We start from the raw sequence: 24906 nt of genomic DNA, 5'->3' as shown, positions 1-24906 counted from the left end.
GAATGATATGTATTATACAATTGGGCAAGTCGCCAAAATGCAACACTTAACTATTTCTCAAATACGTTATTATGATAAACAAGGACTGTTCCCTTTTCTGCAAAGAAATGAAAAAGGAGATCGAGCTTTTGATGAAGAAGCACTCAAATACTTAGAAATGATTTTGTGTTTAAAAAACACTGGTATGCCTATTCAAAAAATAAAACAATTTATCGACTGGTCTATGGAAGGAGAATCTACCATCTTTCAACGGTTGGAATTAATGAAACAACAAGAGACCAATGTCTTACAGCTCATCCAAGACACTGAAAAAAACTTAAAAAAGATACAACAAAAAATTGCTAAATATGAGAATGAAGTAACTTCAGCAGATGCTATTACAAAATAAAAAATCACCTTCTACATATTGTAGAAGGTGATTTTTATTTTATGATGCTTGCTTTCCTTTATCTGCATCATCTACATACCAGATGAATTTGCCTGTATATCCGTAAATAACTGCTAAAATTAACGATACGAAGCTTAACCACATAAACGGAACGTATGAGAACGTTGCTACACCTAAAATACCCGCCATAAAAATACCATTATCAGACCATGGAACCATACCTGAAGTTAACGTTCCACCTACTTCTGAGTTACGCGCTAATACACGACGGTCTATTTTTAATTTATCATAGCTATCTTCCATAATTTTTGGTGTTAAAATTAGTGATACATACATCGCACAACCAAATATATTAGCTAAGAATGCCACGATTAATGTAGACAATGTTACATTACCTGCAGAATTTAATTTCTTCTCAAATTTTGATACGATTACTTTTAAAACACCTAGTTTTTCAAGTAATCCACCAAATCCTAAACCGAAAATAATAACAGCTACTGAGCCAAGCATGCCGTTAATTCCACCACGGTTTAATAACTTGTCAACAAACTCAACACCAGATTGAATTGAGAATCCGTTATAAGCTGTTCCAATCGCCTCTCCAAAGTTCATCCCTTGGAAAAGAGTTGCCCAAATTGCACCAATTAAAGCTCCCATTGCAATTGTTGGCATAGACGGTTTCTTCATCGCTAATAGAACGATAACAATGACCGCTGGAATAAGCATCCATATTTTAATATCAAATTGCTTTAATAAAGCTTCTTTTAAAAATTCTACTCGATTCAAATCTACATTATCGCCGCCATACATCCAACCAGCTACAGTAAACATAATACTAGTAATAATATAAGCTGGAACATCTAATACGAGCATAGCTCGAACGTGAGCAATAACATCTACTTTCGCCATAGAAGCTGCAAGAACTGTGCTATCAGAAAGTGGTGATAATTTGTCGCCGAAATAAGCTCCTGAAAGAACTGCACCAGCAACAAGCGGAAGTGGTAAACCAAGTCCTTCACCAATCGCCATCATAGCAATACCTGCTGTTCCCACTGTTCCCCAAGACGTTCCTGTTGCGATAGAAGTTATAGAACAAATAATTAATGTTGCTAATAGGAATATGCTAGGGTGAATAAATTCTAATCCATAATAGATTAATGTTGGTACTACCCCACCAGCAATCCACGTTCCAATTAAAGCACCTACTGCAACTAAAATCAGTATTGCTTCTAATCCGTTAGAAATCCCTTTCGTAATTGCATCTTGCAATTCTTGATAACGAAATCCTAATCTTAATCCAAGCGCAATTACTAAAAACCATGAAATAAATAGCGCTAATTGAATTGGGAGATCAAAAATCGTTTGGAAGGAAAAGACAACAGCAAGAAATAGTAATAAAAGAACTATGATTTCTAGCATCGATGGTAATCTTACACTTTTCATTTTTTTCTCTCCTTACAAGTCGATAACATGACGTATGTCGTCTTACATGTATGTAATATACAATTAGCGAAGACAAAACAAAATTTTCATATTATTTCGATTTATTTTTCCAGTATAATATATTCACAACCCTTTCTATTGTAAAAGTAGATTACGTTTTTCGCAATGAAAAATATAAAAAATGTTGTATTTTTATTTATCCCGATATTTTCGGCCAATAAGACCTCCGCCTTAAAATTCAGTAAGCGCAAAGCACTTAGATAAGAAATTAACTACTGTAAAATTCCGAATTGATATGAACGTATTAAAGCTTCACTTTATTTACAAAGAACAATCCCATACTAACTTTTTTAATATTTGCTGCAACAAAACTTTTTACAACTATCTTCACTTTTTAATTAACACCATTATTTTCTACACAAAAAATAGGGCACACATCATTAAAATGATGCATGCCCTATCTTTATTTATACATATTTTGTATTTCTTCTTTATTTTTAAGTATTTCCTCAAACTTATCACTACAACCCTTCGGAAATAACACTCCCAGTCCATATGAATGCGCAAATTGAAAATGAGGGTACTTCGCTTTTACCTCATCCCAAAACTGATATACGCCGAAATCACCACTTCTAACTTCAATATCATGAAATAATACAATACCGTTTTTCGCGACTTTCGGTAGCCATGTGTTATAATCGTGAGAAACAGCTTCATACGTATGATAGCCATCAATATGCAAAAGATTTATCGTTTCATCTTGAAACTGGTCTACAGCATCATCAAAAGTAGATCGAATTAAATTTCCTATATTAAGGTAGTTATCGCTCACTACTTTTTCTACTATTTGAAAAACCCCTTCTCCATATGGACCTGTATGCCCATCTCCAGCCCAAGTATCTACTGCAAAGCATTTAGTCGATAACCCTCCATCTTTTACTCCCTGACAAAAACTGAAGAAAGAAGCACCTAGATGTGTACCTAACTCAACTAAAGTTTCTGGTTTTTCAAATCTTACTAAGTCATATGCAAAATCTAAATGTCCACTCCACGCAGATTGTGACCGAATAATAGGACTAAATGTCTCAAATTCAAATGATGGTTTATGAGTAACCCAGTTCATCGCATAACTCCTTCTGCACATATTTTTAACAAACCAAATTACTCTTATCTTTATTTTTTTATCGCCATGATTATGATTCTATTTCATGAAAATATGAAGAATTTATTCTTTTCTATTGAGGTAAAGCGTCATATACATATGGTTCAGTTGGCTTATCAATTTTCTCGATTTTGTTTACTTTTACAAGTGGAAAGACTGTTCCTTTATATGTCGTTTCATCTAATAATCCTGTTATTTTCACCCATGTTTCTTTTGGAATTTTCCCAACGTTTTTCCCGGTAACAATCATCCCCCAGACTGATGCATCCGCAATACAACAAGTTATGCCATATCGAGCCACTACTGCTTTATTACCCGTCACATCCTTATCATTATATATAAACCCTGAGAATATAATTTCTTTCCCTTTAAACCCTTTTACATCTTGACCAATTATACTCATTGTTTGAACATAATCCTTATCCTCTACTTGTAGTTTATGCTGTCCTAACATACTTTTTACTACTTGCTCTTCCGTTTCATAAGTCGTTGATACATTTGATGTTTCATCTGGATCATCGAATACCTCTCGCCCATCAAAATCATCCTGTTTCCCCTCTTTTTCATTCCCTTCCATACTTCTCGCCTGTACACTTTGATTCATACCCCTTTTTCCTGCTAAACTTCCATCAATTGTTACATTTCCAAATAGAAAAGCACTAATAATCGGAACAACAAATAAAACATATACAAAGAAACTTTTCATCCCTGATTTTAATGCTGTATGATGCTTACAACAATTACAATCATCCTCTTTTTCTCTCCCATCTCTCCAAACTTGTAAAGAACCAAGAAGTAAAATCACTACAAAAGCTATATACGTAAATTTAATCATTTTTGGAGCGATAAAATTATAAATATTCCCTGTTACAAGTAGTTTAAATAAGAGCATTGCTAAACCAATTAAAATAATACCACGAATATAGCGATGATATGCCTTCTGCTCCTCTTTCTCCATTCTTTCTCACCTCCTATAACATTATAATTTGCAGGATGGTATACACAGATACAATGACAATTCCCATTAAAAAGAATACAAATTTCTTTTGAAAATATGCAAATAGCATTAACGTATTTTTCATATCAAGCATCGGCCCAAACACAAGAAATGCGAGAAGTGCCTTTACTGAGAAAACATGTCCAAAAGATGCCGCTATAAAAGCATCGGCTGCAGAGCAAATTGATAAAACATAACCAAATCCCATCATAATAAAGGGGGCAATTACTTCGTTATGTGCTACTGCATCCAGTACATTCCGATCAAAAAACGTTTGAAATACACTTGCTAAAAAAGCACCAATCAATAAATACTTACCAGTATCAAAAAACTCATCTACAGTGTGATTCATAACATCTTTCCAACTCTTTTTTTTGCTTGTTTGAACTGAAACCTCTACGTCTTTTAAAACATTTCTTTCGCGATAGCAATAATACACAATTAGACCTATGAATAGAGCAACTAAAATTGTTATCCCAAAGCGTGCATATACAACATAATCATTTTTTTGAAACGCATATACAGTAGATAAAAAAACGACTGGATTCATAATGGGTGCACTCAGTAAAATAACAATGCCTACATGAAGTGGTAACCCCTTTTGAATGAGCCTTCTTACAATTGGTATAATGACACATTCACACATTGGAAAAAGAACTCCCACAAATACTGCTGGAATCATTGCAACAATCGGAGATTTCGGCATTACTTTTTGAATCATATCTTCCGTCACAAACACTTGAATAAATGAAGAAACAATTACCCCTAATAAAATAAAGGGTATTGCTTCAAAAATGATACTTAAAAATACTGTATTCACATTCAACCATTCCTGTGGTATATTTTTGTGCAAATTTGCTAGACTTGTAAAATCTACAAAAAATAATAAAAAGAGAAACATAGCGATAAGAGCTATGCCTACTAATTCTTTTGAAACTCTATTAAAGACCACGCTTCTCGCCTCCATTTTATTTATATGTAAACATGTGCTTGTCCAAATGCTTCATACTACAGCACAAATTTTATAGTCTATTTCTATTCTCAAATCGTAATCATTATGATTTATTATTGATTTTTCTTTTTCCATCGTTTAATATAAAACGTAATCATTACGATTTAAGGGGAGATCATTTCATGAAAAAAGTACCTATCACTGTATTAAGTGGGTTTTTAGGATCTGGAAAAACTACCTTACTACATCACATTTTGACTAATAAGAACAACTTAAAAGTAGCTGTTATCGTTAATGATATGAGCGAAGTAAACATTGATGCATCTCTTATAAAAAAGGGTGGTTTTTCACGTACGGAAGAGAAATTAGTAGAAATTCAAAATGGTTGCATCTGCTGTACACTACGAGAAGATTTAATGATAGAAGTGGATCGTCTTGTTGAAAATGGTGATATTGACTATATTATTATTGAATCTTCTGGTATAAGTGAGCCTATTCCAGTTGCTCAAACGTTTACTTATACAGACGAAGTTCTTAACATTGATTTAACGAGAAATTGTCGCCTCGATACGATGGTTACAGTTGTAGATGCAAATAGGTTTTGGGATGATTTTGCAGATGGAGAAAGTTTATTAGACCGAAAACAAGCAATCGATGAGAATGATACCCGGGAAGTTATTGATTTATTAATAGATCAAATTGAGTTTGCAAACGTAATTATTCTTAATAAAATAGATTTGCTAGAAAAAGAAGATGTGATAGAGCTTCATCATTTACTAAAAAAATTAAATCCTAATGCAAAAGTTCTTAAATCTTCGTTTAGCAAAGTACCATTACAAGAAATTTTAAACACAAATCTATTTAATTATGAAGAAGCCAGTCAATCGGCCGGCTGGATACAAGAATTAAATAGTGAACATCATACACCGGAAACGGAAGAATACGGTATCAATTCCTTTGTTTACCGTCGCAAATATCCTTTCCATCCCGAGCGCCTTATGAATTGGCTAGAAAAATGGCCTTTAGATGTTGTAAGAGCGAAAGGATTCTTCTGGCTCGCATCTCGTAATAATATGATAGGGCTTCTATCTCAAGCAGGTTCCTCTATTACAATTCAAGGAGCCGGTGAATGGATAGCCGCATTACCTGAAACTGAAAGAAATCAAATGATTGCAGAAGAACCAGAAGTATTAAAAAACTGGGACGAGCGATATGGAGATCGAATAACTGAGCTCGTATTTATCGGTATTGATATGAATCGTTCTGTGATTGAACAATCATTAGATGATTGTCTATTAACAGAAAAGGAAATGGAACAAAAGTGGAATACATTTATTGATCCTATTCCGGCTTTTACTTATACTTCATAATAATTAATAAAAGGCTTCAGTAGAATGAAGCCTTTTTATTTTATAGCACTCTTATTTAATAGGTTTGCTTTAATTATAAATACAACTGTACCTAAAACAATTAATATAGTATATATGTTACCAACTACATCACCTATTTTTTCTAAGCCAAGCGGTAATATTATAGTAGCAACTCCGACTATATAAGAAAATGCTCCTGAAAGCTTCACTAATTTATTTTTATCTCCAACAAACGTTTCTTCTTGATATCCTGCTAACAAAAACAACCTCTAAAGAACAGCACCCTATTATTCAAGCGCTACAAAAACAAGATGAAAAACAAATGGAACAAATGATGTCTCAAAACTGGCTCCGTCCCATGAAAGAAATATAAAAAATGATTTCTATGAAATAATAAAGCTGGCTACACAAAAGTGTAACCAGCTCCTTATTTACTAATCTATGTGCTATGCCTGAATATTTGCGTAATCCTCAATATCTTCATACTCTTTTTCTAATTCCTCTAAAGACAGCTCGTATAATTGTCGGTCACGAATTTTAAACACACCTGCTCCAATTAACTCATCAATTAAATGCCTCTTACGATTTTCAACAGCAAAACGGAGTTGACTACTCATCTTTAAAAAAACTCCTTTCCACGATCATTGAAAATGATAATCTTTATCAATTACCACTTTTGATTATAAAAGATGACTCTTTATAAGTAAAGTAATTTCATGAAATATTTACCTGACAAAGTATTTGTGGCCACATTATATATATGTATGCCGTGCGAAAAATGTTATGACACATTTTCTTATCCTTTTTCTTTCATACTTTGCAGGTTGTCTCACTATGATTAAATTCACCATCTATTTCTACTTGAATGGTGACATGTTCTACATGAAACTTCTCCTTTAATACATCCGTAGCCTCTTTTAATACATTTTGCGTTTCATCACCTTTAATAATCAAATGGCAAGTTAATACTTGAAAATCAGATGTGACAGACCATATGTGCAAATCATGAACTTCTTTTACAACCGTAATATTTAATAATGTACTTTTTACCTCTTCAACATTTATGTGCTGGGGTGCACCTTCCATTAATATATGGACGGTATCACGTGTTACACGCCATCCACTAATAATGACTAAAATAGACACAAGAATACTAGCAATCGCATCAGCAACCGTCCATCCGAAAAATTTAATACATAGCGCTGCAATAATCGCTCCGACTGATCCTAATAGATCGCCTAATACGTGGAGGAAAGCACTTCTTAAATTCAAGTTCCCCTTCACATCTCCGCCTCTCATTAATATCCAAGCTGATAAAATATTAATAAGCAGACCAAGTACAGCAATAATGAGCATCCCATTACTAGCAATCTCAACTGGTTCTTTAAAACGGCGGATTGCTTCAATAAAAATGTATACCGAAATGACAATAAGAACGACACCGTTACATAATGCTGCTAACATTTCGACTCGCTTATATCCATATGTTTTCGCAGTTGTTGCTGTTTTTTCTCCGAGCTTAAACGCAAGTAAACTTAAGGCTAAAGATACCGCATCACTTAACATATGCCCCGCGTCAGATAATAGTGCTAAGCTATTTGTTACAAATCCACCAACAACTTCTGCAATCATAAAACTTGTTGTTAGTAGGAAGGCAATTAGTAACGCCTTTTTATTTTTTGAATGACCATGATCATGCGAATGTCCCATACGAATACTCCTTTAAGTACAATATCTGTATGTTAGTATGAAACAAACTCCCCATCTTTATCCCGAATTGACTGATTGTAAACGCCCGCTTCCTCTGTATACACACTTCGCTTCTTTTTAAACAATCCCTTTTTCTCAAATAAAACAAGACTACTTCTTTTTTATTTTCATATTGTTTACTAATGAAAGAATTTTTAAGGAGGTTACTAAAATGAAACGTTTATTTCTCTGTATGGAACGTGAACTTGTTGTAGTGAAAGAACAATATGATGACTATGAAACGACTTACCACTTACAAAATATGCAACCTACCTGTATCGCTGTTGATCCATTTCAAAAAAATCGTGTATATTGCGGAACATTTGGACGAGGTCTATGGTTAAGTGACGATAGCGGGGATTCATGGAGACCAATTGGAGATTCTTATCGTTACTTTGATTTTCCTAAAGAAGATGGTATTTTGCACTCCTCTATCACTTCCATAACAATAAGCTCAAATGAACAAGTTAACGGATATGGTGTCGTTTATGTTGGCACAGAACCGAGCGCTTTATTCCGCTCTGAAAATGGTGGTGAAACGTGGACTGAACTTAAAAATATGAAATCATTATTATCTTCTTATACGTGGGCATTTCCGCCTAGACCTTTTACCCATCACGTACGCTGGATTACAGTTGATCCAAACAACCCTAATACAATACACGTTTCAATCGAAGCTGGTGCTGTTATTCAAAGTAATGATAAAGGGCATACATGGATCGATAAAAAATTCGGTGCCCCTATCGATGCTCATCAATTACTTATGCACCCTGAAGCACCAAATCGCCTTTATGCATCATGTGGTGACGGATTTATGGGCGGACCTGATCGTGCATATCTTGAAAGTTATAACAATGGAAACAGCTGGATCTCATGCAGTGAAGGACTTGAACATCATTATTTATACAGCATGGCTATCGATCCCGCTGATTGCAATACGATTCTCGTTTCAGCTGCACCGAGTGCTGATCTCGCTCATCACCATATTCCTTATGAATCTTATATTTATCGAAAAACGAAAGATACTCCTTTCCAGCAAGTACAACAAGGACTACCATCCGCAATCGGTACAGTCATTTCGATGTTTGCGACAAACAAGGCAGAACCACATACGTTTTACACGTTAAATAACAACGGCGTGTTTCAATCCAATGATAGCGGCGAATCGTGGGAACAACTAAACATTCCGTGGAAAGATGAGTATAAAACGCAGCATCCACATGCGTTACTCGTAACTAGTTTTTAGCGAAAAGAGAGACTGCCTAATGTTTTTAGGCAGTCTCTCTTCTATTTCTTTAAATCAATTATGATATCATCTAGAACAATATCTTTACTCTTCGCTTCTTTTTTCGGCACTTCAATTTTCTTCTCTTTTCCATTCACATACTCCACTCCACCATGATTTTCAGGTGTATGCACTCGCAAATTCACATGAGGCGTAACGATAAGCTTTGTAGCATTTTTATTCAATTTTTGGAATGTAGTACTCCAACTACTTTTATGTGGTTCTGCTACTGTACCCGTTCCGCCATTTCCTTCACCAGCGTATTGATTTCCTAAATCATCTTTTATTTCTAGCTCAACATCTGCACTATCCCATATGCGCCTTAATGCCTTAGATTCTTCCTGATTATAAAAAACGATAAATGACATAGGTGTTACTTCCATTTTGTCTATATTTACTTTTATACCTTCTTTTTCGGAAATCCCATTAACTTTTATATCCTTACTATCCATCGCCTTTAAAGTAAGAGCAAAATTCCAATTCCCTTTTATTGATTTTTTTTCTTCGTACATATTAATTGATTCCATATTCCATCTAACATTTGCAACGTCCATTCTTTTACTACCAAGATCACTTGTTGTAGTCATACCTACATATTTTTTATCTCCTACTTTCGTAGTTTTAGAACTTCCAGCCGCACCATTAGACATGCTTACTTGCGGGGAACCAAATATGCTCGGATGCTCTCCTAAATCTTTTTCACTTTCGATAGAATACGTTATCGTTACAGTTCTCCCATCAAACACAGCATCATTAATTGTAACCTTAACCCCATTACTCTCTCTCGTCATATTCAATTCAGTCGAAAACTCTTTATAATTTTCATGTAGCCCTGTTCTACCATTATCTAAAAATCGGAATATATCTCCTACTATAGGAAGACCTCCAGCATAGGTTGGAAAACCAATACCAAGTGTTACAACTGATAGTCCTACTAAAATAGATGCAGCAGCGACACCTTTTTTCCAACTTTTCATCTTTTTCTTCGTACGTATCGATTGTTTTACATTACGCTTCACTTTTTCTTTTTCAATTTCAGAAGCCTCAATTTCCTCTAGTTCTTTTTCATCTATATCAATATTATTCAATAGTTCATAAATGTCTTTCATATTGCACTACCTCCAAAACTAATTTTCGTAGCATTTTGTTGTAGTTTCTTTTTCCCCCGGTACACTCGATTATCTATAGCTGCTCGAGTTAATCTTAATTTTTCTCCAATTTCCTCTGTCTTCATACCGAGGAGATATTTCATAATGAATACCTTTTGATCTAACGGTTCTAATTGATTAATGAGCTTCAATAATTCTTCCCTATCTTCCATAACGATTAATTCGTCTTCTGCTGATTTTTCTGTACTGATATGAAACTCATCTGAAATAATTTCTACTTTTTTAGTCGCTTTTCGGTAATAATCAATTGCTTTAAACTTTGCAATCGCTGCAATCCACTTTTTAAAATCACTCGGCTCTCCATGGAATTTATTTGCGTTATTCCAAATGGAAAGAAATATATCATTTATACATTCCTCTATGAGTCCATCATTTTGAATTGGAAGTAGAACTTTATGCGTAATCCCCTTTATGAGTGGTAAGTATGTATCGACAACAAATTCTAACGCGTCTTCTTTTTGCCGCTGTAATCTTTTTATAAAATTTTTCTCATTTGATTTCATGTAGCGATTCCCCTTATTGTTTTGTAAAAGCTTTTACACCCTATATAACGTCTGAAGAAATTTTTTCTCTCATCTTTTTTATTTTTTGTATGTAATGGAATACTTCCCCTTAGCCATTGTCTCACATGACTATGCGTTCAAAGAAAATTTTCTCAAGTCCACAATTTAATTCATGTAGTACACTATTTATATAGTCATTCTTTAATTTGGTGTACATTTTATTTCATTAATATATTTTTAAAATTAGGAGATGAGATGTGTATGTGTGGAATTACAGGTTGGGTAAATTGGAATAAGGATCTCTCCAATGAACATGTTATTTTAGAAAAGATGGCAAATAGTATCCAGCATCGTGGTCCTGATGCTGAAGGATTTTGGTTTTCACCTCGCGCGGCCTTTGCACACCGACGTTTAATTGTTATTGATCCAGAAGGCGGGACGCAGCCGAAGACATTTCGTGCTGGTGATTATACGTATGCTCTTACTTATAATGGAGAAATTTATAATTTCCGTGAACTGAGAGAGCAACTTCAAAAATGTGGTCATACATTTGAAACCCATTCAGATACAGAAGTATTACTACATGCTTATTTAGAATGGAAAGAAGACTGCGTACGACATTTAAACGGAATTTTCGCTTTTGCATTATGGGATGAACAGAAGCAACAATTGTTTTTAGCACGAGATCATTTAGGTGTAAAACCGCTCTTTTTTACAGAAAGAAATGGCAGTATTATTTTCGGCTCTGAAATTAAAGCATTATTAGCGCATCCATCTGTCCCTGCTGAAATTGATGCGGATGGAATAAATGAAATATTTGGATTAGGCTTATTTCGCACTCCAGGATGTGGTGTGTTTAAGCATATTCAAGAAGTACGTGCTGGACATTCTATAACATTTACACGTCATAAAAAAGTAGTTACGAAGTATTGGAATTTAGAAAGTAAGATCCATACAGACTCTATAGAAGATACATCTTCGCATATTTTATCTATTTTACAAGACACAGTAAAAAGACAATTAATTGCCGATGTTCCTCTCGTTTGTATGTTATCAGGCGGATTAGACTCTAGCGGTATTACTGCACTTGCAGGTAAAGAATTTGCAGAGGAGCACGAAACACTTCACACGTATTCAATCGACTTTTTAAATAGCGCCAAAGATTTCGAGCTGACATTTGCTCGCACTGGCTTAGACGCTCCTTGGGTAAAACGTGTTTCCGAACATGTAGGGACATCGCATCATGACATTATTGTGAATGCTGAAGAATTAGCAAATCACTTATTCGTTCCCCTCCATGCGAAAGATTTGCCAAGTGCAGGCGAAATGGAAACTTCACTATATTTACTATTTTGCGAAATGAAAAAAGATGCAACCGTAGCTTTATCTGGTGAATCGGCTGATGAAGTATTCGGGGGATATCCTTGGTTTCATCAAGAAGAACTACTGTATGTAGATAAGTTTCCATGGTTAACAAACTGGAAAAACACATCTTCTCTATTATTAAACGAAGTAACAAAGCAATGTAATCCTGAACACTATATCAATAAAAGATTCCATGAAGCTGTTCATGAAGTACCTACTCTTGAAGGGGAAAGTAAAAAATCCGCGAAACAACGCCAAATGTTTTATTTATTTTTAACGAGATTCCTTCCTTTCTTACTTGACCGTAAAGATCGTATGAGTATGGCTGTTGGTTTTGAAGTTCGTGTACCGTTTTGCGATTATAGATTAGTTGAATATTTATGGAATGTTCCTTTCAACATAAAAAGTATTGATAATATTGAAAAAGGCATTTTACGTAGAGCACTACAACCAGCTTTACCTGACGATGTACGCAATAGAAGAAAAAGTGCTTATCCAACTTCACAAGATCCACACTACTTACAAACAATCCGTAATTTAACACTTGATATGTGTAGCAATAAAAACAATCCTATTTTCTCACTTATTAACCATTCCATCTTACTTTCAATTGCTAATCAAAGTAATAAAGAGATTAACAATTTTGAGGCAAGAAGTGCCATGGAGTATATGCTACAAGTAAATGAATGGTTGAAAACATATCATATTCATATTGCTTAACAAAAAAGAGTTCAAGGATAAAAACCTTGAACTCCTTTTATATTAATTAGCACATTGTTTATTATCAGTATCAATAGACCATCCAATAATCGTGGCACAATCTCTACCTTTCCACTGCAATACATTTGTTAATACGGGCTCAATCTGCAAGCAACTTCCGTCGTGTAATATTTCTACTAAAGATTGATCATCATCAAACCTTCGTTTGTCACACTCTAAAATACCATCTGTTGCCATTACAATGTGATTCATTCCTTTTTCTAATCCTCTTACACCTGACGTAAAGCAAGGTGTATTTGCTGCAAAAATATTTTTCCTACCAATATATTCGTAATTTTTCCGTTTATTTAATCGTCCTTTTCCATTTTTCGTTTTCTCAGAATGGAATAAATACGCGAAACAATCACCAACTGATAACCAATATAAAAATTCGCCTTTTCGTAAACAAATTAAGCAAGCGAGTTCCTCATCATCTTGATCACATTTTTTAATAAATAACTCATCTGTAAATAACGCTAATAAGTACATATGTGTATGATGAAAAGCTAAATGTATTGGATATGAGAATAACTCTTTTAGTTTTTCTTTTCTTGCCGAAATCGCTTCTATTATATAATCTATATTTTTTGTTTTGTGATGTGTATCAAAAATCATAACAAATTCAAATTGTAATTCAGGATCCCACCAAGCAAGCACCGCATCTCCTCGTTCATATGCATCACTCTCTTGATTCCCCCCATATACGCCGACTGAAAGAGGACCACATTTTTCAACATGTATTTCATCTACATACATCTGTTCATGACTAATCCATTTGAATGTATTCACAGCTATCATCCTCTCTCTTGCTAAATGTATACCTTTACACATAGATTACCTTATATTTCAATAAAAATAAACTTTTTCAACATTTTTTATCCAAATAAAAGGATTTTATTTCTAAAATAACGAATATATCTTACTATACGATATAAAAAGGGGATTTATTATTATGAACAACATTAATCAACATTGGGAGAGCATTTATTATCACTTACGATACGAATACGAGGACAACCTTTCCCACCAAGCAATTCGTATTTTACAAATCGTTTCTCGTGAGAAAGATATAACAATTGGAAAAGTCGCTACTGAGCTTAGTCTTTCTCATAACACAGCGTCTGAACACATAAAGCGCCTTATTCAAAAGGGCTTCATCGTTAAAGAGAGAAATAAACAAGATGAAAGAGTGGTAAACCTTACATTAACAATTGAAGGGATTGAAGTATTAGAAAAACATACTTTACTGGATAAAGAAAAGATAAAAATATTAGAATCACAGTTATCAAAAGAAGAACAACAATTAATTGAAAAAGCATTTTCGTTATTAGCGAAGGAGGCAAAATATGCATTTCCTCGTTAAAGTAATCGTTTCGGCACTTATTATCGGCGTTATCACTGAAGTTGCTAAACATTTCAGTACGATAGGTGGCTTTATTGCTGCCCTTCCACTCGTTAGTTTACTTAGTCTATTTTGGATTTCATTCGAAGGCGGGAATAAACAAGAATTAAGTCAATTTGCTTTAGGGGTATTATATGGATTCCCCGCATCAGCACTACTATTATTTATCGTCTATATTGGTTTAAAAAATTCATTTACACTTAGTACATCTGTCCTACTCGGTATAGGTGTTTGGTGTATCGTTTTTGCTTGTCAAAAATTATTTCAAGCTTAGGAGGAATTAACATTCATAAATTTGTAGAAATAATGGGGCAAAATATAGAAGTACATATAAAAGGAAGTGGTAAACAAACTGTAGTCATTCAAACCGGAATGAGTTGCTCATTTTATGATTGGTTTCCTATTATAGAAAAGCTTTCAGAGTACTTTACAGTCGTTTCATACCATCGCCCAGGTTACGGAAAAAGTGATGTAGGCCATCAGCCGCGTACAATAAGGCAAGTTACAAAAGAGCTACATATGTTACTAAACAAACTAGCTATTCAAGAGCCATTTATTCTAATCGGTCATTCCTACGGAGGATTATGTGCACAACATTTTGCGATGTTACATGAAGATAAGCTGCAAGCACTTATTTTAGTTGATTCTACTTCGATGAACTTACACCGTTTAGATGAACTTCATTTACCAATTTCTGATCAAACTGATTCTGATGATGTTTGGTTTCAAAAATATAATATGTATTCCAAAATGGATGTAGACACACTTTATAATGAACTAAAATCTATGCTCGCCAATCAATCAAAACAGCAAATTGAATTCTCTACCTCCGCCTCATTATATAAAGCGACAGCTTCTGAACTATCTGAGTGGAAAAACTGTGCTCTCTCACTAAAAGAGCTATGTAAAACATTAGAAATACCATTAATCGTTATCGGTAGAGATCCTCAATATTCTATTACTCAATTGACTAATGGTGGCATGCCAAAAGAGGAAGCAACACAACTTGAAGCAATGTGGCAAGAACTAATTCATGAACAATTACACCTCTCAACTAACAGCCACTATATTCTTGCCCAACATGCTAGTCACGGTATAGAAAATGATCGACCAGATATTATTATTGAAGCAATTCATTTCTTACAAATCAAAAAAGGAAGCAACTAAAGCTGCTTCCTTACTTATCTTCTATTCATAATCTTCTTCATCATCGATTTCTTCGTAATATGAACTACCATTACTTACATATATAGGGCCATTCGCAACATCAATACGTAGTACCCACGCCCATGGCACAGCTAAACGTTTATGTATCGCTCGCCAAAAGCTCATTGATTTTCTTTCGTACTCCTGGAACTCCTGAAGTAACTCTTTGTAGGAGGAACCGTCTAACTGAATATTTGCTTCTAACAAACGAGAATGAGCATAGTACTGTAACTCTAGTTCAGCAGCAATTTCCATTTCTTCTTCCGTTGCCATACCAATAATTGTTCCATCTTCTGGTGCAATTTCATATACGTTTTGAACTTCAATAAGCCCTTCTTTCTCTTTCTCAAACATGTAAACAGCCTCCTTTAACATATATTTTTTATGTTACAAAGTCATACTTCTACAATAACTTCTCTGTTTCCTCTTTTTTTGATAAACTTTTACAAAATATTTAACCGATGACCTGTTTTCTCTATTCTTTCAGCAGAAATGAAGCGATTTTTATCAAAATTTAATTTATACACATCAGGCATATGAAGTGTTTTCCAAAACTCAAAATCATATTTCGAATTAAAATAATTCATTAGTAATACCATAATATTCCCATGCGTACCTATTACAATGTTCTTACCTTCATATTGTTTTAATATATTTTGCATACATATTACAGCGCGCCTTTGTGCGACATCACTCGATTCTCCGCCTTCGTATGCAAAACTCCAATCTTTCCACACATTCTGCATAGCAACATTAAAATCTGCTACTGGCTCTGTACTCAATAATCTTTCACGCAAATCTTCTTCTGTTTGTATTAATAATTTATATGTATTCGCAATTCCTTGTACAGTTTGGATCGCTCTTTTGTACGGACTAGAAATAACAACATCAATATGTTTATCTTTTAATAAATGCGTTACATTCTCTGCATCACAGTGCCCTTTTTCAGATAAAGGTCGTTCCCTTTCTTCTTTTGTATATGTAGAGTGGGCATGGCGAACGAAATATATTGTTGTCATTTTTTAACCTCCAATCTTATTTTCCATCTATATTCAATAATAAGATTGGAAAATCCTGTATTACAAAAGAGCACTTTTCATAAGTGCCCCTTTGTTTACATAATAAAATTATTTCATTATAATTTATTTCTGAATTCCTCACTTATGACAATATCTCGAATAAAGTAATCTATATTACTTAGAAGTTTTTCAAATGCTTTTTCACTCAAATTGTTCATCATAAAGACAATCTCAATCTTATTCCCTTTTTTATCAGTACCATAGAAACTATTTGTTAATACAAATGCCGTAGAACCACCTTTCTGTCCAGCAAATTCGAATATACCCTCTCCTACGGTTCCTTTAAATATATTCTCAACCTCACCTTGCATTTGTGGTGTAAAATAATTTCTGCTATTTATCTTTTCCAATAAACTCATGTAATCCTTCGCATTTGCACCTATAAACCGATCTGACCAAATACGCTGAAAATCCATATCGGCTTTTAACGATATCTCGCGTTTTGTCCATTCTTTCTCGTCTTTCATCCATTCATGTATTTGCCATACATGCTTAACATATTCATCATTAGACATATTACGTAGCTTGTCCAATGCTTTATTTTGAGGAATATGCAGTTCTTTTTCAACATAGCCCCTCATATATAATGCCCCTGTATACGTTGGATAAAATTCATCGTGACTATTTAAGCCTAACTCTTTCAAACTTTCATTTATCCGCGCTGCTCCAAGCTTGTCCAATAAATATGATGCATTCGCATTCGAACTATAATGGATCATTCCTTTCACTACTTCTTCTAAAGAAGTTTGACCACCCTTCACTAACTCTTTATCTTTTACATCATCTAGCCATGCAGGGTGTGCACCACCATCAGTATTTTTCACATAGTATTTTTCTAATTCTTTCAATGAAATTTTCTCGTCTTTTCTTATTTTCCCTTCAGCTACTTGCTTAGCATATTCAATTGCTATAACGATTTTCGACATACTTGCTAGCGGTAATTTTTCTTTTTCATTTATTGATGTCAATGTTTCACCATTTCTTTTAACAATTAAAGAAGTTGTTTTATCATCCTTATGTTCTTTTATGTAATTTAGCACATAATTAGAGTCTTCTTTGGAATTGACATATTCCTTCACTGAAAAGAAAGCTATACAGCCTACTATAGTAATTCCAGCTATAATTCCAACAACTTTTAATCCCCTCATGATACTCCCCCTAAAATAAACATATTATATATTATACTAAATAAATTTCCCTTTTTAAGTAATAATTAGATTATTTATACAAAAACACTTCTTTTCTTAAACAACAAAAAAACATGCCTTCATTAGGAAAGCATGTTTTGTGATATCCTTCACATTTTTTAGTTAAAAAATAAATGTTTACTTACCATGATGTAACATTAAATCACTAAGTTCTTCTTCAATGTGATTTAATTTCGCAACGCCTTCTTTCCATTTATGAATATAACGTGAAACCCCAACAAAAAACAAAACAATAATTGTGGAAAGAATAATACCATATACGATTGCTACAGTACTCATAGTTACACTTCCTTATAATTAGTAATGTGGTTATTAGTTATATTTTTATTATAAACCTTTTTCTTTTAAAATACTTCGATTTCAACTTTTTGTAACAAAATTGATTTTTCTAACATTTCGTTCGTGAAAATGGCATATTTTTCACAAATTATACAAAACTTCACCATATGTACTATTACCATATGAGTTATATTATTAAATAGAATAAAGGGGATGATATACTATGACGACTTGGTTTATTGTAATGTTAGTTGTATTTGGAGCATTTAAAATTATCGTTTCTAGCCTTCCTAACTCTGTTATTGAATCCATTATTAGTCGCTTTGAAACACATCCACAACTCGAAGAAGAGAATGTGACTGTTACAATGAACGGAAATAACTTAGTAGGCGAACAGAAATCAAAAATTATTCATGATTTTAACGAAGGTTTATTTTTAGATCGCTATTATGCACCACCCCATAATGAAGGCACTCCTTTAATTATCAATGCAAAACGTGGTAAAAAAGATTTTACATTTTATATTTATAGTCATGAAGAGCATGTTGATGTTGTAAAACAATATAAAAAGAAGGTAGTTGCGTATAGTTTACGCTCTAAAAACCTTCAAAATAGTGATATGTTCGTGTCAGCTGATTTAGCTTAATACTCATATATAAAAAGGAATCCATGGCATATGGATTCCTTTTTACTATTTACTGAAAAATAAGCTCTGTCTTCAAACTATCTTTCGGTAACAACCAGCCTTTTTTCTCTAAACTCGCCATTAATAATTCCCTTTGTTTTGTCGCAATACTTTCTTCATTTGTTTTAAATGACACTTCTATTACGAAGTCATCTTCTAATTTTCCTGTATTACTTAATGGCCAAATTTCAATATTTGCTTTTATGTTTTCAAACTCTCCTGTATATCGTTTCATTAATACAGGACCGTAAATACGGGAATTCTTTAACATCTCTTCTCCCCAATTTGTATACAACCATTTGTTCATTTTCCCTGGTAATTTTTCTATTAACATGTTTTGAGCAGCTTGTTTATTTGGTAAATCAAGTATTCCATATCCTTTAGCACTGTAACTTTTCTTATTTGAAATGCTTAATGTTTTCTTCTCAAATCCCCAATCTATTTCCGCCTCATAACTATCCGTATTACTATCGAATCCTTCTTTTTTAGCTACTTCTAGTGCATCTTGAATTACACCATTTGGAATAGGATATCTTTTTTTATATGTTAGTTCAAAATCTTTACTAAATTCTTTCTTTCGAATTCTAGCAAACCAACCTTCCTCGCTTAAACTTTTATTCGCAGTATCTAAAAATTGCACTTGTATTCTTTCATATTTTGTACCAGCCTGGAAATGTTCTAGTACCTCTTGCTTCATCTCTTTGTTATCACCTAATACTTGTTCTGGCTTCAATAATAACTTCACTTCAAAACTAGGTTTCATTGGACTAGCTGCAAACCCTTCCTTAACGTTATAAAGGAAACAACAAAAGAAAATGCTTACGAATACAAATACTTTTTTCATATACCTATCCCCTTTGCATTTTAAATGACTTCTATACGTTCCATTGCAAGTGAATATACATTTTCATATCCTGCTGTACTTAGCTTTTGTTGTAATCGATCCGTATCCTCTTTCAAAGCATGCACTAGCACCGTATGTTCTGGTAATAATGTATTTAACATCTCTTTAACGTCTTTTATACTTTGGTGAACTTTATACGGAACTCGCTTCACCCTACATGTACTCCTTACATGTTCTTTCATAACTCTTTCTGCAAAACTCCCTTTCGCAATATGCCCAGTAAAAATAACGGAATTACGTTTTTCATTCCGAAGCTGTTCATAGCATAACTGTGCTCGTTTCGTTTGCATATTCGCATCACTCATTACAACTATTCCATAACTATTTTGCATACTAATGTCATTATCCATCACTATTATGTTTCTTTTTAAACTCTCCATAATCCATTTAAGTTCTTCATTATTTTTTATCCAATCTTTATATATGAACATCTCTTCAAATCCAGCCAAAATTTCTTTATCTACTATAAGCGGAAATTCTTTATATCGTTCATATAAATACAATACTATATCTTGCGCCCTACCAAGTTGTGGCAGCGGTAGCAATGCTATTCCTTTATTCTGCATAACTCGCTCAATTTCTGCACATAGATCATCTAATCTTTCATTTTGCGAAACATCATCTGTGTGGTAAGCGGCATCTACAATTGCAACTTTTATATTGTGGCCCAATTTCTCAGGTAAATTAGCTCGTAGTATATTAGACTCTGCTGAATAATCGCCGGAATAGAACACGTATGTATTACACAAATCAACTAAAAACCAAACAGCTCCTAATACATGCCCACTATATCCCCACTGAAACCGCAATGTAGGAGTAATTTGTATCCATTCATTTGGATTACTAATCTCATCAATACATACATAATTTAAATCTTTTATGTGTTGGTCGCTATAAGGTAAATTCCACCCTTGCATCACATTATAGTTTCTCCATTTTTCATAATATAACGGCAGTTGCTCCTTCGTATAACGAGTCGTCCAAATTTTTTTCTTATATCCATACTTCGCTAATAAAGGTAAACCCATCGTATGATCTTCATGAATATGTGATAAAAATACCGCATCTAAAAATGGAGCAGCTTCTCTCTCTATTTTTGGATAACCATCCTCATAAGATCGATTAATACCACAATCAAATAATATTTTCGTCTCTTTATTTTTTACAAAATAGCAGGAGCGACCGTACTCTCCTGCTCCTCCCCATACTTCCACTCTCATCATACTACCCCTTTTCGTTTTTGCTCCATATGTTGTAGCAGTAATAAGCATATTGTTGTAAGTCCAACAGAAACAACAGCCATCGCCATGCCTATAGATACTTCACCCTGTTCAAATTGGGCAAAAATAAACGTTGCTGACGTTTCTACTGATGGAGGTAATACGAGAAGCGATGCTACTAACTCTCTTATCGAAATTGTAAATGTCATCGCCCATCCAGCAAGAATACCTGGGATAATAAGAGGCAATATTATTTTTCTAAAAATATAAATATAATTTCCAGAAAAAACACTTCCTGCCTGCATGAGAGAATCATCAATTTGTCCGAGTGATGATTTTACATATTGCACCGTGTAAGGTAAAAACAGCACAACATACGTTACGATAACCATGACTGGTGTATTGTAAATTGACATAGGCATATATGGTGAATTCCAAAATAGAATAAGACCTACAACCATAACGATTCCTGGTACCATATTCGGTAACATACCGCACATATCAAGCCATTTTTCAGAGGTTTTTTTCCCCTTTCGAATCATAAGTGCCAAAAAGACTCCAATCATTACCGCAATAATCGCTGTTACGAGTGAAAAAAGAAAACTATTCCATAAAGCCTCTAATCCCGGAGACCCCATTGTAAACAATGCCTCATAATGACTTGTTGTAAAGTTATTTACATGTAAACCGCTGCCTCTTAATTTTGAAAAAGAAGCAATAAGTATAGAAAAGTATGGAATTCCAATTGATACGATTAATAAACCAATTACATACATCCATGCTACAACGCGCGTAAATATAGACAAAGTATATCTTTTAGATTTCACACCTTTTCCACTAACTATTGCATATGAATACTTTCGATTCAATACATTTTGCATATACCAAATGAGCATACAAGCACTAAGTAATAAAGAAGATAATGCTGTTGCACTACTAAAATCAATTGGCCAACTCGAAATAAATTTATGGATTTCTGATGTTAACACGTGGAATCCTATTCTACGTCCGAATGTAGCCGGTGTTCCAAATTCAGCAATCGTCTTTACGAAAATGAGTAAAGCACCCATTACATAACTTGATACTAATAACGGCAATATTATTTTTCTTAAACGATAGAAAAAACTTCCGCCATGAACTGCTGCAGCTTCTTCTTTACTACTCCCAATCTGAAGTAACGTGTTTTTCAGCATGAAATAAAGGAATGGGAATAAATGCAGACTCATAATTAATACCATACCTCCTAAACTAAAAAACGATGATGAAACTGTCTTTAGCATCGGGAAAAATTGTTCAAAATAGCCGTTAGGTTGCATGAACAAAATCCAGCCCATCGATCCAATATACGGCGGTGTCATAATTGGAATCATAAAAACAATATCTAACTTACTATACTTTCCTACATCTGTTTTGCTCATAATAAATGCCAATGGAAATGCAAATATTGTAGCACCTATTACAACGAGTACACCTAGAAGCATCGAATTCAGAAAAATCCCAGCTAATCCACCACTCTGCATCACTTCAAAAGGCTTTAAAAAGTTCCAACTACTATTTTCATATATACTAGAAAACAAAATAAGAAAAAGGGGAATGACGATTAACATCGCCACAAGCAATAACGCTACCGTCATTCCAACTTGTCTTACTGATACGAATCGATTTACCATGGAATCACCATCTTATTGAAATACTTTCTTAAATTGTTTTCCTATTTCATCTTGCTCTTTCTCAACTGTTTTCCAATCAATATTTAATACTGGAATCTCTTCTACATTTGGTCTATTTTCAGCTTTTATATCTGTTCTACCAGGCAATAAATACGCTTTAGAAACTTGTTTTTGTACATCATCGGATAATAAATAATCAATAAACTCTTTTGCGCCTTCTACATTTTTACTATCCTTCATAATCCCCGCTGCGCGTGGACTAATAACTGTTCCGCTTTTTGGATATACGATATCAACAGGTTCACCCTTTGCTTTTGCGCTGTACGTCATATAATCAACACCCGCAATTACCATATCTTTCGCACCTGTTACAACTGGGTCTAACGCTTCCTGATTTGCTCCTGCTACTGTAACTTCATTTTTCTTAAGCTGCTCAAATAAATTCCATCCATCCTTTCCATTCTTTTTCACATATCCTGTTACAAAATCTAAAGCTGAACCTGAAAGTGCTGGATCTGGAAGATTCACTTTCCCTTTCCATTCTCCTTTCGTTATATCGCTCCAATCTTCAGGCGCTGTCTTCACATTTTTTGTATTGTACACAATCCCTAATGCTGAAGCACTATACCCGAAATAATGTCCTTTATCATCTGACCATTCAGAACGCAGCTTATCAGCTTGTTTCGCCTCTTTATAAGCTAACGTTTGACCCTCTTTCTTTAATCCTTCCATCGCTGGTAAGGAAGCGAGTACGACAACGTCAACGACTGGATTTTTCTTTTCAGCTTCCATTCTCGCTAAAATTTTACCAGTTGTCCCTTGAAACATTTCCACCTTTATACCAGTTTTCTTTTCAAAGTCTTTTTGAATTTTTTCTGCTAATCCTTTTGGCCCTGCACTATATACAACAATTTTCTTTTCATTCGTATTTTTACTTTTTGCATCTGCATTACCTGTCTTTGAACTACAACCCGTTACTACAGTAGAAAATAGTAAAGTACATACAAATAAAGACTTAAGCGAACTGAATTTCTTCATACGATTCTCCCCCTATATGATGAATACATTTTTTTGGTACATATAACGATACTGGTTTCCCGATGCTTAGCTTACTATTGTGATAGGCTGTCCAGATGCCTAAAGTCCCCATATTTACTTTCACTTCATAACGTTCTCCTACATATGTAACGTGCTGAATTTCACCTGTATACATTTCGCACACATCATTTTTTGTCCAACTCACATGCTCTGGACGAATCATTTTTTCACCCTCTACAAGCCAATTCGCCTTACCAACAAATTTGGCAACAAATTCATGAGACGGTTTCACATAAATATCTTCCGGTGTTCCTTTTTGTAATACTTCTCCTTGTTTCATGACAATAATTTGGTCTGACATTGACATTGCTTCTGTTTGATCGTGAGTGACATACAGTGCAGTTAAACCAATGGAATGAACGATATCCATAAGCTCTATTCTCATTTCTTCTCGCAAAATTGCATCGAGTGCACTTAGCGGTTCATCAAACAAAATAAAATGAGGTTTTGTTACAATTGCTCTAGCGAATGCGACACGTTGTTGCTGTCCACCAGAAAGTTCGTGTGGATACCGTTTCTCCATACCTTGCAGGCGAACTCGCTTTATCGCATCTTCTACTTTTTCTCGTAAATGATTCGTTTGCTTTGTAGCCCTTAAACCAAATGCAACATTTTCAAAAACAGTCATGTGCGGCCATAAAGCAAAATCTTGAAATACCATACCGATATTCCGTTCATGAGGAGATGTCTTTATCTTTTTTGTAGCAGAATACATGCACTGGTCTCCAAAATATATTTCTCCTTTATCCGGTTCTTCAAGTCCTGCTATCATTCTAAGCAAAGTCGTTTTCCCACACCCCGAAGGTCCTAAAAGTGTAGTGAATTCCCCTTGTTTCATTACAATCTGCAACGGCTTTAACGCCTGTATTTTTCCAAATGTCTTTTCTAATCCACTAATTGTAATATCCATTGCTTCACCTCTCTCCCCTCATTCTTAACCTGCTTTCATTCTATATGGAAGATTTATACTCAATGTTAATGTACTGTAAAGATTAAATTAAAAAACTTCTAAT

The 24906-nt window shown here is 34.1% G+C and carries 28 protein-coding genes and 1 pseudogene; 9 read left to right on the top strand and 20 right to left on the bottom strand.

Translation table 11 applies throughout. The features are described from left to right. Positions 1 to 7 precede the first annotated feature (7 nt). Positions 8 to 388 (top strand): MerR family transcriptional regulator, encoded by a 381-nt coding sequence (locus tag ACLBXA_RS25185; RefSeq protein ID WP_000291857.1) that lies wholly within the window; start codon positions 8 to 10, stop codon positions 386 to 388. Positions 389 to 427: 39 nt separating this feature from the next. Here the strand turns inward: ACLBXA_RS25185 and nhaC are convergent, their stop codons facing one another. From nhaC to ACLBXA_RS25165, 4 genes are all read right to left on the bottom strand, one after another. After that, entirely contained in the window at positions 428 to 1831 is a 1404-nt protein-coding gene (gene nhaC / locus ACLBXA_RS25180) for a Na+/H+ antiporter NhaC (protein WP_000843986.1), read from the bottom strand. A 463-nt stretch (positions 1832 to 2294) separates the two neighbouring features. Then, positions 2295 to 2954: a class I SAM-dependent methyltransferase gene (locus ACLBXA_RS25175; protein WP_001104666.1), complete on the bottom strand. Its 660-nt coding sequence runs from the start codon at positions 2952 to 2954 to the stop codon at positions 2295 to 2297. A 112-nt stretch (positions 2955 to 3066) separates the two neighbouring features. After that, entirely contained in the window at positions 3067 to 3951 is an 885-nt protein-coding gene (locus ACLBXA_RS25170; protein WP_242297428.1) for a TIGR03943 family putative permease subunit, read from the bottom strand. 13 nt (positions 3952 to 3964) lie between these two features. Further along, entirely contained in the window at positions 3965 to 4957 is a 993-nt protein-coding gene (locus ACLBXA_RS25165; protein WP_447617581.1) for a permease, read from the bottom strand. A gap of 167 nt (positions 4958 to 5124) precedes the next feature. On the opposite strand from ACLBXA_RS25165, the gene ACLBXA_RS25160 reads away from it, so the two are divergent. Continuing rightward, a complete protein-coding gene (locus tag ACLBXA_RS25160) occupies positions 5125 to 6312 on the top strand; it encodes a GTP-binding protein (protein ID WP_000757662.1) in 1188 nt (395 codons plus the stop codon). A gap of 35 nt (positions 6313 to 6347) precedes the next feature. Here ACLBXA_RS25160 and ACLBXA_RS25155 read toward each other — a convergent pair whose 3' ends face one another. Further along, complete coding sequence (locus tag ACLBXA_RS25155; protein ID WP_102981840.1) at positions 6348 to 6578, bottom strand: hypothetical protein; 231 nt, start codon at positions 6576 to 6578, stop codon at positions 6348 to 6350. Positions 6579 to 6586: 8 nt separating this feature from the next. Between ACLBXA_RS25155 and ACLBXA_RS25150 the strand changes: the two are divergent. Then, positions 6587 to 6685: pseudogene (locus tag ACLBXA_RS25150) on the top strand (GntR family transcriptional regulator); the annotation flags it as partial. Positions 6686 to 6758: 73 nt separating this feature from the next. Here ACLBXA_RS25150 and fbpA read toward each other — a convergent pair. Together fbpA and ACLBXA_RS25140 are read right to left on the bottom strand one after the other, a co-directional pair. After that, complete coding sequence (fbpA, locus tag ACLBXA_RS25145) at positions 6759 to 6929, bottom strand: Fur-regulated basic protein FbpA (RefSeq protein WP_000098300.1); 171 nt, start codon at positions 6927 to 6929, stop codon at positions 6759 to 6761. Between the two features lie 193 nt (positions 6930 to 7122). After that, on the bottom strand, positions 7123 to 8022 hold the full coding sequence (locus ACLBXA_RS25140; protein WP_000510030.1) for a cation diffusion facilitator family transporter: 900 nt from the start codon (positions 8020 to 8022) through the stop codon (positions 7123 to 7125). Between the two features lie 211 nt (positions 8023 to 8233). On the opposite strand from ACLBXA_RS25140, the gene ACLBXA_RS25135 reads away from it, so the two are divergent. Further along, positions 8234 to 9307, top strand: coding sequence for a WD40/YVTN/BNR-like repeat-containing protein (locus ACLBXA_RS25135; protein ID WP_000825316.1), 1074 nt, complete (start codon positions 8234 to 8236; stop codon positions 9305 to 9307). Positions 9308 to 9348: 41 nt separating this feature from the next. Here the strand turns inward: ACLBXA_RS25135 and ACLBXA_RS25130 are convergent, their stop codons facing one another. Both ACLBXA_RS25130 and ACLBXA_RS25125 read right to left on the bottom strand, forming a co-directional pair. Beyond that, positions 9349 to 10455: a DUF4179 domain-containing protein gene (locus tag ACLBXA_RS25130; protein ID WP_044783487.1), complete on the bottom strand. Its 1107-nt coding sequence runs from the start codon at positions 10453 to 10455 to the stop codon at positions 9349 to 9351. After that, complete coding sequence (locus ACLBXA_RS25125; protein ID WP_044783488.1) at positions 10452 to 11018, bottom strand: sigma-70 family RNA polymerase sigma factor; 567 nt, start codon at positions 11016 to 11018, stop codon at positions 10452 to 10454. The genes ACLBXA_RS25130 and ACLBXA_RS25125 overlap by 4 nt, the downstream gene beginning before the upstream one ends. A 261-nt stretch (positions 11019 to 11279) precedes the next feature. Here ACLBXA_RS25125 and asnB point away from each other — a divergent pair, with 261 nt between their 5' ends. Next, positions 11280 to 13103: an asparagine synthase (glutamine-hydrolyzing) gene (gene asnB, locus ACLBXA_RS25120; RefSeq protein ID WP_000334020.1), complete on the top strand. Its 1824-nt coding sequence runs from the start codon at positions 11280 to 11282 to the stop codon at positions 13101 to 13103. Between the two features lie 42 nt (positions 13104 to 13145). On the opposite strand, the gene ACLBXA_RS25115 is transcribed toward asnB, so the two are convergent. Continuing rightward, entirely contained in the window at positions 13146 to 13973 is an 828-nt protein-coding gene (locus tag ACLBXA_RS25115) for a protein phosphatase 2C domain-containing protein (protein WP_002083203.1), read from the bottom strand. A 121-nt stretch (positions 13974 to 14094) separates the two neighbouring features. On the opposite strand from ACLBXA_RS25115, the gene ACLBXA_RS25110 reads away from it, so the two are divergent. From ACLBXA_RS25110 to ACLBXA_RS25100, 3 genes are read left to right on the top strand one after another with little or no spacing between them, the layout of a single operon-like run. Then, the gene (locus ACLBXA_RS25110) at positions 14095 to 14505 is read left to right on the top strand and encodes a MarR family winged helix-turn-helix transcriptional regulator (protein ID WP_001059787.1); all 411 of its coding nucleotides are present in this window, start codon (positions 14095 to 14097) and stop codon (positions 14503 to 14505) included. Further along, on the top strand, positions 14489 to 14818 hold the full coding sequence (locus tag ACLBXA_RS25105) for a DUF3147 family protein (protein ID WP_000545623.1): 330 nt from the start codon (positions 14489 to 14491) through the stop codon (positions 14816 to 14818). Before ACLBXA_RS25110 ends, ACLBXA_RS25105 begins: the two co-directional genes overlap by 17 nt. Further along, on the top strand, positions 14779 to 15711 hold the full coding sequence (locus ACLBXA_RS25100) for an alpha/beta fold hydrolase (protein ID WP_002083200.1): 933 nt from the start codon (positions 14779 to 14781) through the stop codon (positions 15709 to 15711). Before ACLBXA_RS25105 ends, ACLBXA_RS25100 begins: the two co-directional genes overlap by 40 nt. 21 nt (positions 15712 to 15732) lie before the next feature. On the opposite strand, the gene ACLBXA_RS25095 is transcribed toward ACLBXA_RS25100, so the two are convergent. The 5 genes from ACLBXA_RS25095 to ACLBXA_RS25075 form a co-directional block, all read right to left on the bottom strand. After that, the gene (locus ACLBXA_RS25095; RefSeq protein WP_000461779.1) at positions 15733 to 16104 is read right to left on the bottom strand and encodes a hypothetical protein; all 372 of its coding nucleotides are present in this window, start codon (positions 16102 to 16104) and stop codon (positions 15733 to 15735) included. A gap of 89 nt (positions 16105 to 16193) precedes the next feature. After that, complete coding sequence (locus ACLBXA_RS25090) at positions 16194 to 16769, bottom strand: histidine phosphatase family protein (protein WP_000208260.1); 576 nt, start codon at positions 16767 to 16769, stop codon at positions 16194 to 16196. Between the two features lie 116 nt (positions 16770 to 16885). Beyond that, positions 16886 to 17977, bottom strand: coding sequence for a serine hydrolase (locus tag ACLBXA_RS25085; protein ID WP_447617580.1), 1092 nt, complete (start codon positions 17975 to 17977; stop codon positions 16886 to 16888). Between the two features lie 177 nt (positions 17978 to 18154). After that, entirely contained in the window at positions 18155 to 18316 is a 162-nt protein-coding gene (locus ACLBXA_RS25080) for a hypothetical protein (RefSeq protein WP_000108701.1), read from the bottom strand. 65 nt (positions 18317 to 18381) lie between these two features. After that, positions 18382 to 18498, bottom strand: a complete 117-nt coding sequence (locus ACLBXA_RS25075) for a hypothetical protein (RefSeq protein ID WP_001987133.1) — start codon at positions 18496 to 18498, stop codon at positions 18382 to 18384. Positions 18499 to 18539: 41 nt separating this feature from the next. Between ACLBXA_RS25075 and ACLBXA_RS25070 the strand changes: the two genes are divergently transcribed. Next, positions 18540 to 18962, top strand: coding sequence for a YfmQ family protein (locus ACLBXA_RS25070; RefSeq protein WP_000214581.1), 423 nt, complete (start codon positions 18540 to 18542; stop codon positions 18960 to 18962). Between the two features lie 49 nt (positions 18963 to 19011). Here ACLBXA_RS25070 and ACLBXA_RS25065 read toward each other — a convergent pair whose 3' ends face one another. The 5 genes from ACLBXA_RS25065 to ACLBXA_RS25045 are packed head-to-tail and all read right to left on the bottom strand — an operon-like array spanning position 19012 to position 24803. After that, positions 19012 to 19845: a hypothetical protein gene (locus tag ACLBXA_RS25065; protein ID WP_000755315.1), complete on the bottom strand. Its 834-nt coding sequence runs from the start codon at positions 19843 to 19845 to the stop codon at positions 19012 to 19014. A gap of 20 nt (positions 19846 to 19865) precedes the next feature. After that, positions 19866 to 21128: an MBL fold metallo-hydrolase gene (locus ACLBXA_RS25060; RefSeq protein ID WP_447617579.1), complete on the bottom strand. Its 1263-nt coding sequence runs from the start codon at positions 21126 to 21128 to the stop codon at positions 19866 to 19868. Next, positions 21125 to 22795, bottom strand: coding sequence for an ABC transporter permease (locus tag ACLBXA_RS25055; RefSeq protein WP_447617578.1), 1671 nt, complete (start codon positions 22793 to 22795; stop codon positions 21125 to 21127). The genes ACLBXA_RS25060 and ACLBXA_RS25055 overlap by 4 nt, the downstream gene beginning before the upstream one ends. 12 nt (positions 22796 to 22807) lie before the next feature. Beyond that, complete coding sequence (locus ACLBXA_RS25050) at positions 22808 to 23833, bottom strand: ABC transporter substrate-binding protein (protein ID WP_069604197.1); 1026 nt, start codon at positions 23831 to 23833, stop codon at positions 22808 to 22810. Further along, positions 23811 to 24803, bottom strand: coding sequence for an ABC transporter ATP-binding protein (locus ACLBXA_RS25045; RefSeq protein WP_000355541.1), 993 nt, complete (start codon positions 24801 to 24803; stop codon positions 23811 to 23813). The genes ACLBXA_RS25050 and ACLBXA_RS25045 overlap by 23 nt, the downstream gene beginning before the upstream one ends. Between the last annotated feature and the right edge of the window lie 103 nt (positions 24804 to 24906).

It is taken from the genome of Bacillus sp. D48C (assembly GCF_053345735.1).
This window is presented reverse-complemented; position numbering and strand designations above follow the sequence as displayed.

Excerpts from the sequence above, each read along its gene's own strand:
- ACLBXA_RS25185 (WP_000291857.1), top strand. The coding sequence starts at position 8 with ATGTATTATACAATTGGGCAAGTCGCCAAAATGCAACACTTAACTATT.
- nhaC (WP_000843986.1), bottom strand. The coding sequence starts at position 1,831 with ATGAAAAGTGTAAGATTACCATCGATGCTAGAAATCATAGTTCTTTTA.
- ACLBXA_RS25175 (WP_001104666.1), bottom strand. The coding sequence starts at position 2,954 with ATGAACTGGGTTACTCATAAACCATCATTTGAATTTGAGACATTTAGT.
- ACLBXA_RS25170 (WP_242297428.1), bottom strand. The coding sequence starts at position 3,951 with ATGGAGAAAGAGGAGCAGAAGGCATATCATCGCTATATTCGTGGTATT.
- ACLBXA_RS25165 (WP_447617581.1), bottom strand. The coding sequence starts at position 4,957 with ATGGAGGCGAGAAGCGTGGTCTTTAATAGAGTTTCAAAAGAATTAGTA.
- ACLBXA_RS25160 (WP_000757662.1), top strand. The coding sequence starts at position 5,125 with ATGAAAAAAGTACCTATCACTGTATTAAGTGGGTTTTTAGGATCTGGA.
- fbpA (WP_000098300.1), bottom strand. The coding sequence starts at position 6,929 with ATGAGTAGTCAACTCCGTTTTGCTGTTGAAAATCGTAAGAGGCATTTA.
- ACLBXA_RS25140 (WP_000510030.1), bottom strand. The coding sequence starts at position 8,022 with ATGGGACATTCGCATGATCATGGTCATTCAAAAAATAAAAAGGCGTTA.
- ACLBXA_RS25135 (WP_000825316.1), top strand. The coding sequence starts at position 8,234 with ATGAAACGTTTATTTCTCTGTATGGAACGTGAACTTGTTGTAGTGAAA.
- ACLBXA_RS25130 (WP_044783487.1), bottom strand. The coding sequence starts at position 10,455 with ATGAAAGACATTTATGAACTATTGAATAATATTGATATAGATGAAAAA.
- ACLBXA_RS25125 (WP_044783488.1), bottom strand. The coding sequence starts at position 11,018 with ATGAAATCAAATGAGAAAAATTTTATAAAAAGATTACAGCGGCAAAAA.
- asnB (WP_000334020.1), top strand. The coding sequence starts at position 11,280 with ATGTGTGGAATTACAGGTTGGGTAAATTGGAATAAGGATCTCTCCAAT.
- ACLBXA_RS25115 (WP_002083203.1), bottom strand. The coding sequence starts at position 13,973 with ATGTGTAAAGGTATACATTTAGCAAGAGAGAGGATGATAGCTGTGAAT.
- ACLBXA_RS25110 (WP_001059787.1), top strand. The coding sequence starts at position 14,095 with ATGAACAACATTAATCAACATTGGGAGAGCATTTATTATCACTTACGA.
- ACLBXA_RS25105 (WP_000545623.1), top strand. The coding sequence starts at position 14,489 with ATGCATTTCCTCGTTAAAGTAATCGTTTCGGCACTTATTATCGGCGTT.
- ACLBXA_RS25095 (WP_000461779.1), bottom strand. The coding sequence starts at position 16,104 with ATGTTTGAGAAAGAGAAAGAAGGGCTTATTGAAGTTCAAAACGTATAT.
- ACLBXA_RS25090 (WP_000208260.1), bottom strand. The coding sequence starts at position 16,769 with ATGACAACAATATATTTCGTTCGCCATGCCCACTCTACATATACAAAA.
- ACLBXA_RS25085 (WP_447617580.1), bottom strand. The coding sequence starts at position 17,977 with ATGAGGGGATTAAAAGTTGTTGGAATTATAGCTGGAATTACTATAGTA.
- ACLBXA_RS25080 (WP_000108701.1), bottom strand. The coding sequence starts at position 18,316 with ATGAGTACTGTAGCAATCGTATATGGTATTATTCTTTCCACAATTATT.
- ACLBXA_RS25075 (WP_001987133.1), bottom strand. The coding sequence starts at position 18,498 with ATGGTAATAGTACATATGGTGAAGTTTTGTATAATTTGTGAAAAATAT.
- ACLBXA_RS25070 (WP_000214581.1), top strand. The coding sequence starts at position 18,540 with ATGACGACTTGGTTTATTGTAATGTTAGTTGTATTTGGAGCATTTAAA.
- ACLBXA_RS25065 (WP_000755315.1), bottom strand. The coding sequence starts at position 19,845 with ATGAAAAAAGTATTTGTATTCGTAAGCATTTTCTTTTGTTGTTTCCTT.
- ACLBXA_RS25060 (WP_447617579.1), bottom strand. The coding sequence starts at position 21,128 with ATGATGAGAGTGGAAGTATGGGGAGGAGCAGGAGAGTACGGTCGCTCC.
- ACLBXA_RS25055 (WP_447617578.1), bottom strand. The coding sequence starts at position 22,795 with ATGGTAAATCGATTCGTATCAGTAAGACAAGTTGGAATGACGGTAGCG.
- ACLBXA_RS25050 (WP_069604197.1), bottom strand. The coding sequence starts at position 23,833 with ATGAAGAAATTCAGTTCGCTTAAGTCTTTATTTGTATGTACTTTACTA.
- ACLBXA_RS25045 (WP_000355541.1), bottom strand. The coding sequence starts at position 24,803 with ATGGATATTACAATTAGTGGATTAGAAAAGACATTTGGAAAAATACAG.